Origin of the sequence: Halomonas piscis (assembly GCF_031886125.1) — a bacterium.
Classification (GTDB): Bacteria; Pseudomonadota; Gammaproteobacteria; order Pseudomonadales; family Halomonadaceae; genus Vreelandella; species Vreelandella piscis.
Genome location: NZ_CP119391.1, coordinates 2,816,249 through 2,828,260 on the forward strand (window position 1 = coordinate 2,816,249; position 12,012 = coordinate 2,828,260).

General features: G+C 64.6%; 11 protein-coding genes and 1 pseudogene. 9 read left to right on the plus strand and 3 right to left on the minus strand.

The features are described from left to right. The first annotated feature begins 31 nt into the window (after window positions 1-31). The 5 genes and pseudogenes from P1P91_RS13245 to hydA all read left to right on the plus strand — a co-directional run bounded on the left by P1P91_RS13245 (window position 32) and on the right by hydA (window position 5,387). A complete protein-coding gene (locus P1P91_RS13245) occupies window positions 32-1,228 on the plus strand; it encodes an IS4 family transposase (protein WP_311882096.1) in 1,197 nt (398 codons plus the stop codon). Between the two features lie 224 nt (window positions 1,229-1,452). Beyond that, window positions 1,453-2,148, plus strand: a complete 696-nt coding sequence (locus P1P91_RS13250; protein ID WP_311883208.1) for a DDE-type integrase/transposase/recombinase — start codon at window positions 1,453-1,455, stop codon at window positions 2,146-2,148. Window positions 2,149-2,152: 4 nt separating this feature from the next. Continuing rightward, a pseudogene (locus tag P1P91_RS13255) lies at window positions 2,153-3,241 on the plus strand (transposase); the annotation flags it as partial. A gap of 256 nt (window positions 3,242-3,497) precedes the next feature. Beyond that, the gene (locus P1P91_RS13260) at window positions 3,498-3,908 is read left to right on the plus strand and encodes an allophanate hydrolase-related protein (RefSeq protein WP_311883209.1); all 411 of its coding nucleotides are present in this window, start codon (window positions 3,498-3,500) and stop codon (window positions 3,906-3,908) included. Window positions 3,909-3,956: 48 nt separating this feature from the next. Further along, a complete protein-coding gene (gene hydA, locus P1P91_RS13265; protein ID WP_311883211.1) occupies window positions 3,957-5,387 on the plus strand; it encodes a dihydropyrimidinase in 1,431 nt (476 codons plus the stop codon). A 12-nt stretch (window positions 5,388-5,399) separates the two neighbouring features. Here the strand turns inward: hydA and P1P91_RS13270 are convergent, their stop codons facing one another. After that, window positions 5,400-6,608, minus strand: a complete 1,209-nt coding sequence (locus P1P91_RS13270) for an MFS transporter (protein WP_311883212.1) — start codon at window positions 6,606-6,608, stop codon at window positions 5,400-5,402. An 87-nt stretch (window positions 6,609-6,695) separates the two neighbouring features. On the opposite strand from P1P91_RS13270, the gene P1P91_RS13275 reads away from it, so the two are divergent. Further along, window positions 6,696-7,487, plus strand: coding sequence for an AraC family transcriptional regulator (locus tag P1P91_RS13275; protein ID WP_311883213.1), 792 nt, complete (start codon window positions 6,696-6,698; stop codon window positions 7,485-7,487). Window positions 7,488-7,507: 20 nt separating this feature from the next. On the opposite strand, the gene P1P91_RS13280 is transcribed toward P1P91_RS13275, so the two are convergent. After that, window positions 7,508-7,951, minus strand: coding sequence for a PACE efflux transporter (locus P1P91_RS13280; RefSeq protein WP_311883214.1), 444 nt, complete (start codon window positions 7,949-7,951; stop codon window positions 7,508-7,510). 70 nt (window positions 7,952-8,021) lie between these two features. Then, on the minus strand, window positions 8,022-8,735 hold the full coding sequence (locus P1P91_RS13285) for a haloacid dehalogenase type II (protein ID WP_311883215.1): 714 nt from the start codon (window positions 8,733-8,735) through the stop codon (window positions 8,022-8,024). A gap of 155 nt (window positions 8,736-8,890) precedes the next feature. Between P1P91_RS13285 and P1P91_RS13290 the strand changes: the two genes are divergently transcribed. From P1P91_RS13290 to P1P91_RS13300, 3 genes are all read left to right on the plus strand, one after another. Continuing rightward, the gene (locus P1P91_RS13290) at window positions 8,891-9,463 is read left to right on the plus strand and encodes a hypothetical protein (RefSeq protein WP_311883217.1); all 573 of its coding nucleotides are present in this window, start codon (window positions 8,891-8,893) and stop codon (window positions 9,461-9,463) included. Between the two features lie 34 nt (window positions 9,464-9,497). Further along, window positions 9,498-10,475: an NADPH:quinone reductase gene (locus P1P91_RS13295; RefSeq protein WP_311883218.1), complete on the plus strand. Its 978-nt coding sequence runs from the start codon at window positions 9,498-9,500 to the stop codon at window positions 10,473-10,475. A 64-nt stretch (window positions 10,476-10,539) separates the two neighbouring features. Beyond that, on the plus strand, window positions 10,540-12,012 hold the full coding sequence (locus tag P1P91_RS13300; protein WP_311883219.1) for a phospholipase D-like domain-containing protein: 1,473 nt from the start codon (window positions 10,540-10,542) through the stop codon (window positions 12,010-12,012).

Consider the following 12,012-nt stretch of genomic DNA (forward strand, 5'->3'; position numbering starts at 1 on the left):
TACGACACACAACAACATGCGAAGGAGACCCATGCAGGCCCCTCGATTCTTGCATAACTTGCTGACGTCTTCACTCTCCGTGATCCATGCCAAGCGGCTACAGACCGTCCTCGATACCGTTGGCGCTCTGCTGGGCGAGCGACGTCTGGGATTAACGGCCATTGGCCGTGCGTTGCCGAGCTCGACGGATGCCAAGCACGCCATCAAACGAGTCGATCGACTATTAGGCAACCCTCACCTTCATCAGGAACGACCGCTGTTCTATTGGCTCATGGCCTCGCTGCTGATCGGCCATACAACGCGCCCACTGATTCTGGTGGACTGGTCGCCGATTGATGACCGCGGCAGGCATTTCCTGCTGCGTGCGGCGGTGCCCTTCGCCGGGCGATCGCTGCCCATCTTCGAGAAGGTTCATCACAAGGAAGGATGCCCATACTGTGAAGCCTATCTGCTGGATGCGCTGGCAAGGATCCTGCCCGACAAGGCCACGCCGATCCTGGTGACCGATGCCGGCTTTCGTAACCCGTGGTTTCGGGCCGTTGAAGCGCGCGGCTGGTATATCGTTGGACGGGTCCGTCAGCCCGCCCGTTACCAGGCGTCAGGCGAAGCATGGCAACCCGTGAAGACCCTGTTTCAACACGCGACATCGGAACCGCAGGCGTGGGGCTCCGTCCGGATCGCCGAAAACCATCCGTTCCGCGCTCAGATGGTGCTCTATTATCGACCGCCACGGGGACGTAAGCATCGCAATAAACAAGGCCGGATCTCTCGGGACGGCGGCAGCCGGACGATCGCCCGGCGTCAGCAGGAGCCCTGGGTGCTGGTCAGCAATCTGCCGGACCGCTCAACGCTGGCGAATAAAGTGGTAACGATCTACCGACAGCGCATGCAGATTGAGGAAGGGTTTCGCGATGTCAAAAGTCCCTTGTTCGGGCTGGGCTTCGGCATGCATCAGTCTCGCCAGGGCAAGCGCATCGAGGTCCTGCTGCTGATCGCCATGTTGGCGAACGTGGCCATGATGGTGGCCGGCCTGGATGTCCGAGCCCGGGGGCAACAGCGGCGCTATCAGAGCAACAGTATCCGGCACCGGAGCGTGCTTTCCGTGTGGCGCCTGGGCTTGGAATGTCTTCGTCGTCATCAACCCGACGCCGTGCCTTGGCCTGCTTGGACAACCCTCCGAGCACGACTTCGCGAGGAAGTCAGGGAGCAGAGCCTATGCGGCGAGTAGCAACATATTCGTGGGGATTCGTCAGGGATCAGCCGGTGTATGAGATCTATCACGACCTGCTGCAGCAAGGGATCTATCTTGGCTCGCTCAGCACGTGGTACCGGCAGCTGCGTGAGGCCAAGGAGAGCGGTGACCGCCGTCCTCAGCGTGCTCCCCAACACCATGCCGTCCCACGCATCACGGCAAGGGCCGCCAATGAGGCCTGGACGTGGGACATCAGCAAATTGCCCACGCGGCGACGCGGCGTCTACCTCAACCTCTACGTGGTGCTGGACCTGTACAGCCGCTTCATCGTGGCCTGGATGGTCTCCCACAAGGAGAATGCCGCCTTGGCTCAGCAGCTCTTCCAGGAGGCCGTGGATCGCTACGGTATCCCGCATGGCGCACTGACGCTCCACCAGGATCGAGGCTCGCCGATGATCGCCCGGAGCTATCTGGATCTCATGGGAGAGCTGGGGGTCACGTGCAGTCATAGCCGGCCGCGGGTCAGCAACGACAACCCCTTCAGCGAAAGCCAGTTCAAGACCAGCAAGTACCAGCCCGATTACCCGGGGCGCTTCGAGAGCATCGTCCATGCCCGGCAGTGGTACAGCGCTTACGTCGACTGGTACAACCTGCTGCACCATCACAGCGGGCTGGCTGGCTTCACGCCGGAGCAGGTCTTCACCGGCCGATATCGCGAGATTGCCGAGGTCCGCCAGCGAGCGCTCGATGACAGCTTCGAGGCGCATCCCGAGCGGTTCCTACGCGGACGCCCAAAGGTGGCGCTGCCACCGGACAGTGTCTCGATCAATCCAGTACAGCCCGATGACGACGACCCGGCCCCCTACAGCGTGGTGAACTTCCCGACGCTATCGGCGGCAGGTGCCACCGCGACGAAATCGACACTAATTTTTAACGATCTGTCCGAATCAGGTTGACAGGTTCCGCTACCTGGCCGCCAACACTCACCCCGACCACGACACGCTGGCCACCTTTCGCCGCCGCTTTTTGCCGGAACTGGAGCAGTTGTTCGTGCAGGTGCTGCTGGCCCGCGAGATGAAGCTGCTCAAGCTCGGCGCCATCGCCCTGGACGGCACCAAGCTCAAGGCCAACGCCAGCAAGCACAAGGCGCTATCGTATGGCCACGCCAAGAAGCTGGAGGCGCAGTTCAGGGCGGAGGTGAAAGCGCTGACGCAGCGGGCCGAGTCGGCGGACAAGGAGGACGCTGCCGATGGCATGGATATCCCGGCCGAGATCGCCCGCCGTGAAGCACGCCTGGCGGCGATCGCTGAGGCGAAGGCCAGGATCGAGACGCGGGCGGCGGAACGGGACGCCGCCGAGCAAGCGACCTACCAGGAAAAGGTGGCACGGCGGGATGCGCAGCGCAAGGCCGGCAAGAAGCCCCGCGGGCGTGATCCCGAGCCGCCGACGGGTGGCTCGCGTGACAAGGATCAGGTCAACCTCACCGACCCGCAGTCACGCATCATGCCGGTTACCGGCAAGGGCTTTGACCAGTGCTACAACGCCCAGGCCGCCGTTGATACCGATAGTTTGCTGGTGACCCATGTCCACGTCACTCAGGCGACCAACGACAAGCAGCAAGTCATGCCGTTACTGACGGCCTGGCAAGGCTACCCGGAGGTGCTGGGAAAGCCTGACCACCTGCTGGGTGATACCGGCTACTTCAGTGCCGCCAATATCCAGGCCTGCCATGACCATGGCATCGAACCGCTATTGGCGATGAAGCGTGACATCCATCACCTTCCGGTCTTCGAGCGTTTCGCCGCTGATCCGCCTGCACCCAAGAGCGAGGACCCTGTCGAGCAGATGGCGCATCGCTTGAAGACGCAGGCAGGGCGTGCGCTCTATGCGTTGCGCAAGCATACGGTGGAACCGGTCTTCGGGATCATCAAACACGTGATGGGATTCCGTCAGTTCTCGCTACGTGGACTGGATAAGGTCAGCGGCGAATGGCGATTGGCCACCTTGGCATGGAACATCAAGCGGATGCATCGCCTGGCAGCGGGCTGAGGGGCGTCCCTCAGCCTGACAGGGCGTCGTCACAAGCGCTCAGGCCACTCCTGGAGCGCCGAATGGCGCCATATAGAAGACATGGCCGGAGCCAACACGAAAATTAAGAGAAGTGGGTGTCGTTACTGTGAGCGACACCCATAACCCGACAGACTGCTAGGCGGGCCCGATGAGACGTATCGGTGAGCATGCGGGCGCACCGCCACTTTTCTCCCTGAATTTTTTCCCTGAACTTTTCCTCTTAGGAGAGTCAGCCATGCAGAACAACAAGGAACTCAAGGTGCGGATGTTTGTCAACGGCCAGGCGCTGGCCGGGGGCTCGATCAACTTTGCCCTGGCCGGCAGCACCTTCCTTGGCCAGGCCAGCACCGCGCCCAGCTACCGCTTTTACGCCGTGCGCGACGAGTTTCCCGGCCTGGTGCCCGCCCACGAGGGCGGTGCCAGCATTCCCGGGGAGCTTTACGAGCTTTCTTACGCTCAGCTGCGGGAGAGCCTGCTGCCCAATGAACCGGAGGAGCTGGAGCTGATGGTCATCGAGCTTGCAGACGGTTCGGGCTCGTTGAGCATGCGCCTGAGGGAAGCGCTGATCGACGGGCCGGACGTCGTCGATATTACCCACCGCGGCGGCTGGCTTGCCTACCAGGCGGGCCGCAAGCCTCAGGGCTAAGGGAAGCACAGCGGCCTTACAGCATAACGACAACAAAGGAGCAGCGAGATGCCACGCTTTGACACCCTGATCACAAACGGCCTGATCACCACCGCCGTCGACGCCTATTACGCCGACATCGGCATTAAAAATGGCCGCATTACTGCGCTCGGCCACGAGCTCGGCGACGCCGCGGCGGAGATCGATGCCGAGGGGCTGCGGGTTCTCCCCGGCGGCATCGACGCGCACTGCCACCTGGACCAGCCCATGGGCGACGGGGCGGTGATGGCCGACGGCTTTTACAGCGGCACCCGCTCGGCGGCGGCGGGAGGCACCACTACCGTGATGCCCTTTGCCGCCCAGAAAAAAGGGCAAAGTCTGCGCGCCGCCGTGGACGACTATCACCGGCGCAGCGACGGTCAGGCCTGCGTCGACTACGCCTTTCACATGATCGTCACCGACCCTACCGAGACGGTGCTGAAAGACGAGCTCCCGGCGCTGATCGAAGAAGGCTACAGCTCCTTCAAGATCTACATGACCTACGACGACCTCAAGCTCAACGACCGCGAGATCCTCAACGTGCTGGCGCTGGCCCGGCGCGAAGGCGCCATGGTCATGGTGCACGCCGAAAACGCCGACTGCATCGCCTACCTGAGCGAGCTGCTGACCGAGTGCGGCAACACCGGGCCCTACTACCACGGCGTGGCCCACTCAAGCATCGGCGAGCGCGAGGCGTCCCACCGGGCCATCTCCCTGGCGGAGCTTATCGACGTCCCGGTGCTGATCGTGCACGTCTCCGGCGCCGACACCATCGAGCAGATCCGCTGGGCCCAGAGCCGGGGCCTGCGCGTCTACGGCGAAACCTGCCCGCAGTACCTGATGCTCACCGCCGAGGACCTGGACCGCGACGGCTTCGAGGGCGCCAAGTACGTGTGCAGCCCGCCACCCCGGGACCCGGCCGCCCAGGAGGCCGTCTGGGAGGGGCTCGAGTCCGGCGTCTTTCAGGTCTTCTCCTCGGACCACGCGCCGTTTCGCTTCGAGGACACGAAAGGGAAAAAGCTGCGCGGGGAAAACGCCCACTTCGAGCACATTCCCAACGGCATTCCCGGGCTCGAAACGCGCCTGCCGATCCTGTTCTCCGAAGGCGTGGTCAAGGAGCGCATCGACATTACCCGCTTTGTCGCGCTGACCGCGACCAACCCCGCCAAGATCTACGGCCTCTATCCGCGCAAGGGCACCATCGCCATCGGCAGCGATGCCGACCTGACGCTGTGGGACACCTCGGCTAAAAACACTATCCGCAACGCCGATCTGCACCACGACGTGGACTACACCCCCTACGAAGGCATCGAACTCACCGGACGTCCGGTGCTGACGCTGTGCCGCGGGCGCGTGGTGTCCCGCGACGGCCAGCCGGAAAGCGACGCCGGCTACGGCGAGTTCCTCGCGTGCGCCAAACCCCAGCCGGCGCGCCCGCGCGGCAATGCTAAAGGATTTTGATCAGCGCCCCACTCACCGTAGCCGGCACACCTTCTCAATACGCCGATCGCGCCCGGCAAGCATGCCCATGGCAGCGATCACCAGTGCCAGCATCACGCATATACCCAGCGGCACCTGCCAGCTGCCCAACGCATCGTGCAAAAGGCCCATGGCGGGCGGGCCGGCCGCGGCCAAAGAATACCCGATGCTCTGGGCCATGCCCGAAAGCGAGGCGGCCTGCTGCGCGCTGCCGGTGCGCAGGCCAATAAACGAAAGTCCCATGATAATGCCCGAGCCGGTGCCCAGCCCGAACAGCGACGACCACAGAAGCGCCAGCTGCGGGGCGATGATAAATCCGGCCAGCGCCACCGCCGACATCAACGCCGAGCCCGCAGCGGGCAGGCGCTGATCGTAGATATGGCGCAATACCAGCCCCAGCACCAGCCCGGGCACGGCGGTCGCAAATTGCAGCACGCCGTGCACGGAACCGGCGCGCTCCGGCGACATGCCTGCCTCGGTCAATATGGCCGGCAGCCAGCCAATACCGATGTAGTAAATGGTGGAGTTAAGCCCGAAGAACAGCGTCACCTGCCATGCCAGACCGGCGCGCCAGATAGGGATCCCGGCTGCCGGCGGCGTTTGCGGCCCTGCCGCCGCGGCCGGCTGCCGAACCGGCGCCTTCAGCTGAGTGGCCCAGACCACAAGGGCTGCCAGCGGAAGCACGATGAACGCCGCCAGCGACCCGCTCCACCCCCACCGGTCGGCCATGGGCACGGCCAGGCCGGACAGCAGCGCAGCGGCCACCCCCATGGACAGCGCGTAGGCTCCGGTTAGGGCGGCAATATGATAGGGAAAATCGCGCTTGAGCAAGCTTGGCAACAGCACGTTGCCTACGGCAATGCCCATCCCGATCAGGCCGGTGCCCGCATAAAGGCTCCATAATGGGCCAACCGAGCGCAGCGCAATACCCGCAGCGACAACTCCCATAGCCAAAAAAAGCGCCCGTTCAAGCCCCAGGGCACGCGCCACGCGAGCACTAAAGGGGGACACAGCGGCAAACGCCAGCAGCGGCACCGTCGTCAGCGCGCTGGCAGCCGTGGTACCAAGGCTGAACGCGTCTTCCAGAAATCCCAGCAGCGGTGGCAGGCCGGTAAAGGGAGCCCTCAGGTTGGCGGCTATCAATAAGATGCCCGCCAGCAAAAGGCCCTTGCCGGCGGCCGACCTGTGTATCGAAGTACTCATGAAACGCTCTATCGCAGTGAAGGGGCTGTACTTTAGCCAGCCTTTTCATGCTTTAATATCGAAACAATGACACTTAATCGTTAAATCATGACAAAAAGCAGCCTGCTGACCGACCTGCTGGCGCAGTTCAAGCCGGATCCTCATGAACGGCCGGTGGTAGCCCTGCGGGTAGAGGTCGACCAGAATGACGCCGAACAGCCGGTACACTGGCATCGCAAGGGCCAGCTGGTGCTGGCGCTGCACGGCAGCGTCACGTGCGACGTGCCCAATGCCATCTGGATGGTGCCGCCGCAACATGCGGTGTGGATCCCCGGCGGAACGCCGCACAGTAACCGGGTAACGGAAAACGCGCACATTTATTTTCTGTTTATCGAGCCCGGCGCTACCCCACTGCCGAACGAGTGCTGCACCCTGGCGATCAGTCCGCTGGTGCGCGAGCTGATCAGGCATCTGGCACAGACGCCGGCCTATCCCAGCGAAAGCCCGACCGAGCGCCTGGCGTCGGTGCTGCTCGAACAGCTGCCGCTTTCTCCCGTGCAGCGGCTGCATTTCCCGGTGCCGGAACATCCCGGCATCCGCCGGCTGGCCGATGCCCTCGAACAAAACCCGGCCGACCGCACCACCGTCGCCGAGTGGGCGGCAAAGCTCGCCATGAGCGAGCGCTCGCTGGCTCGGCTGGTGCAGCGGGAAACGGGGCTGACCTTCGGCCGCTGGCGCCAGCAGCTGCATCTGATCGTCGCCCTGAGCGAGCTGGCCGGCGGCGCCACAGTGCAGCAGGTCGCCGGCACCCTTGGCTATGATTCGGTCACCGCCTTTATCACCATGTTCAAAAAGGCCCTGGGCCTGCCGCCTGCTCAGTACTTCACGGCCCTGCGTTAGCCCCGCCAAGCAGCCTTCTCTTAATTAACTCCTGCCTTGGCTGTCCCACTCTCCAGCCCCGCGGGGAAGAGAGCATCGTAGGCCCAGTTGAAGACAAAGGCGTAAACGACGTAGAACACCGAGAAGGAGATATCCATCTGGAAGGCCTGAAGCAGGGATATGCCGAGGTACCACGCAAAGAACGGCAGCAGGGCAATAAGCAGGCCGGTTTCAAACAGCAGCGCGTGCACCACGCGGATCAGCAGCGTTTTACGCACGCTGCCAAAAAGGCGCAGCATGGCGTGGTCAAACCCCAGGTTGTAGACGTAGTTCCAGCAGGTGGCCGCGGTCGCGCCGACGATGGCAAGGACGCCAATATCGTTTGCCGGCTTGTCGAACGCCCAGGCGCCAAGCGGAATCACCAGCAGTATGCCGATGACCTCAAACGACAGCGCATGGCGGATACGATCCTTAACGGTGCGCATGGCACGCTCCTTGGTTGAACCGGTGCGGGGAGCACAAGGTACGGGCAGCGCCGGGCCGCTTCAAGCGGCGCTAGCTGCGGCGGCCCGCCGGCGCAATCAGCTGATCGGCCAGGGAAGAAAGCCCCGAGGCAACGATATTCGGATGCGGCACGCCGGAGGCCGGCAGAATAGCGTTGTGGGAACGAGCGACCCAGGCACCGCGACAGCCGGCCGCCTGAGCGCCGATGGTATCCCAGAGGTGACACGCCACCAGGCACAGGTCAGACGTCTCGACGGCCAGCGCCTCGGCCACCAGGCGGTAGGTGTCGGGCGCCGGCTTGAACTGCTTGACCGCGTCAACGCTGAACGAGCGCTCGAAAAAATGGCTTAGCCCGGCGGTGTCCAGCGGGGTCGGCGAAGCGCCGCCGGCGGAGTTGGTCAGGGTAACCAGGCGGAAACCGGCATCGCGCAGCCGGGCAAGGGCCGGGGCCGCATCGGCGTGGGCCGGCATGGCGCTCAGCCGCTCTTTCAGCTCGGCGATGTCCGGCTCTGCCAGGCTGACCTTGTGAATATCGGCAACCATCCGTAGCGCGCCCGCTCCCAGCTCGCCGAAGGGCGTATAGAGGCCGGCAAGCGTCAGCGTCTGCGAGTAAAGAACCAGCTGGGCAAACCACTCTCTCAGTACCGCTTTGTCACCGAAAACGCGATCAAAAAGCGGCGCCAGATGGGTAATATCCAGCAGCGTCTCGTTTACGTCGAACACGAGAACCGCCGGCGATGTTAGATCCTGCGCTGTCTCTGCCATGGTGCCTCCCTGGTTGGTGCGGCCAAAATAGTGAGTCGGCGGGCGGTCGCCTGTCTCCGCCCCGTCTGTGCTAGGCTTTGCCTGTTTTCCCCGTCGTTTTTCGCGACGTATCGGCAGTCAGGCGCGTGCCGGGCACGCTCAGGAGATAGCAAACCATGCGAGTGATTCAGGTCAATGAACCCGACCAGCGCGAGGCCTGCCTGGCGCGGCTGTGTGCCGATACCTTCGGCAGCGATGCCGGCCTGACGCCCCTGCTGCGCTTTGCCGGCGTCGCCGGCGTCCTGTTTGAGCAGCAGGCGGCGCGGGTGCTGGCGCTGGTAGACGACAGCAGCCGTCCCCTGGCGCTGGCGCTGCTGGTACTGGATAAGGCCAACCAGGGCATGACGCCGATGCTGATGGTAGACCTTGACAGCGAGGCCGGTAACTCGCCGGCCATGGTGCTGATCCACGAGCTGGCCGAGCGCGCCCCGCTGCGCGTGGATGCCAGCGACGACGCCGAACGGGAGCGCTTTGAGCACGCCGGCATCGGCCGCTGGTTTGACGGCCCTCACGACATACGCATCGGGCTAAATTCGCACCATCCGGCCACCGGCCTAGACGACCTGTCGCCGCCGCTGGGCGTGGACGACGCCGCCGTGGCCCAGAGCCTCAAACGAGACCCAAAGCTGTTCGAGAGCTATAAGCAGCGCTTTACGAACGGCCTGGCGAATTTCCCCGCGACGCTTTAAAACCGCCGCCCGTCTTTTATACGAGATTTTTACCATGTCCCAGCGTATTCAGTTTTCGCACCCCGGGGGCCCCGAGGTTCTCGAACTCGTGGAAACCACCCCGGCGGATCCCGGCCCCGGCGAAGTGCGCGTGCAGAACAAGGCCATCGGCCTGAACTTCATCGATATTTACGTGCGCACCGGCCTTTACCCGGCGCCCTCGTTGCCCTCCGGGCTGGGCACCGAAGGCGCGGGCGTGGTCGACGCCGTGGGCAAGGGCGTCACTCATTTTCGCGAAGGCGACCGGGTCGCCTATGCCCAGGGGCCGCTGGGTGCCTACGCAGACTATCACACCCTGCCCGCCGACAAAGTGATGGCCCTGCCCCGGGCGGTGAGTTTCGACACCGCCGCGGCCTGCATGCTCAAGGGGCTTACCACCCAGTATCTGCTGCGCCAGACGTATCCGCTTCAGGGCGGTGAAACCGTTCTCTGGCACGCTGCCGCCGGCGGCGTCGGCTCGATTGCCTGCCAGTGGGCGCGGGCGCTGGGCGTACGCTTGATCGGCACCGTCAGCTCTGCGGAAAAGGCCGAGCTTGCGCGCCGCAACGGCGCCCAAGAGATCATCGACTACCGCCGTGAAAACGTCGTCGAGCGCGTGCGCGAGATCACCGACGGCGCCATGTGCGACGTGGTCTACGACTCGGTGGGCAAGGATACCTGGGAAACCTCCCTGGACTGCCTCAAACCCCGCGGCCTGATGGTGAGCTTCGGCAACGCCTCGGGCCCGGTAGAAGGCGTTAACCTGGGTATTCTCAACCAGAAGGGCTCGCTGTTTGTCACCCGCCCGAGCCTCAACGGCTATGCCACGACCCGGGAGCGCCTGGAGGCCATGGCAGAGGAGCTGTTCGCCATGCTGGAAAGCGGCCGGGTGAGCATTGATATCGCCCAGCGCTATCCGCTCAGCCAGGCCGGCGACGCCCAACGGGCGCTGGCCGAGCGGCGCACCACCGGCTCGACCCTTTTACTCCCCTGAACAGGCACCCCCAATGCCCCAGCTGAGGATGAGCCATGATCGGCGCCGTCGAGGCCAACGCATAATGCTCTGGGCGCTGCTGCTGCTCGCGGCTGCCTGGCTGGCCATGGGGCTGTGGCAGCGCTACAAGCCGCTGCCTGACGGCGTCGGCGTGGCCTGGCCCGCACGACCGGCGGACAACGTGCGCCTGCTGACGGATGAAACCTGGTACGACGCCGAGGGCCACCAACACCGCCGCCAGGCGATTTTTGACGAAGTGATGGACATGATCGCCCAGGCCCGGCGGCTCGTCGTTGCGGACATGTTCCTGTTCAACGACTTTGCCGCCGGCGCCGACAGCGACGACGTGCGACCGCTCTCCGGCGAGCTGGCCGACGCCCTGATCGAGCAAAAGCGCCGGCACCCGGGGATGAGCGTCAAAGTGATCACCGACCCGCTCAATACGCTTTACGGCGCCCAGCTGCCCGAGCACCTGGCGCGGCTGGAAGACGCCGGCGTGGAGCTGATCATGACCGATCTGTCCCGGCTGCGCGCCTCCAATCCGCTGTGGTCGGGCCTTTGGCACCTGGGGCTGCACCGGCTGGGCAACGATCGGGGCGGCGGCTGGCTGCCCAACCCCCTGGGCGAAGGCCGCATTACCCTGCGCAGTTACCTGGCGATGGCCAACTTCCGCGCCAACCACCGCAAGACCCTGGTGGTCGACCAGGGCGACGGCTGGGCCGGGCTGGTGACCAGCGCCAACCCCCACGACGCCAGCAGCCGCCACGATAACGTCGCCCTGCGCTTTGAGGGGCCGGCGGCGCTTGACCTGCTGGCCTCGGAGCGACTTCTGGCCGGCTGGTCGGGCAGTGGCAAAGCGCCTGACGCGAGGGCCTGGCCGGCGGCCTCGGCCAAAACCGCCAGACAGCGGGCGGAAACCGCGCCGGAAGGCACCGAGGGCGCGCGCCTGCGCCTTCTCACCGAAGCGGCGATCCGCGATGCCGCACTCGGTCGCATCCGGCAGGCCGGAAGCGGCGACCGGCTGGATATTGCCATGTTCTACCTGGCCCACCGCGCGACCGTCGAGGCGTTGAAAGCCGCCAGCGCCCGAGGCGTGGTCGTGCGGGTGCTGCTGGACCCCAACCGCGAGGCCTTCGGCATCAAAAAAAGCGGCATTCCCAACCGGCCGGTGGCCGCCGAGCTTGCCGGAGCCGGCGCCGAGGTGCGCTGGTGTATCACCCGGGGCGAGCAGTGCCACACCAAGCTGCTGCTGCACCGACAAGCCGCGGACGCCTCGCCGGTGAAAGCGACAATGATACTGGGTTCGGCCAACCTCACCCGGCGCAATCTCGACAACCTCAACCTGGAAACCAGCGTGTCGCTTGCGGGCAACGACGCGACCCCGGCGATCGCCCGGGCCGCCGAGCTGTTTGAACGCCAGTGGCTTTCCCCGGCGTCACGGCGCACCAGTGTAGCCCTGGCGGAAGACGCCGCTGTCAGCCCATGGAAGCGCTGGCGCTACCGGCTGATGGAAGCCACCGGGCTTTCCAGCTTCTAG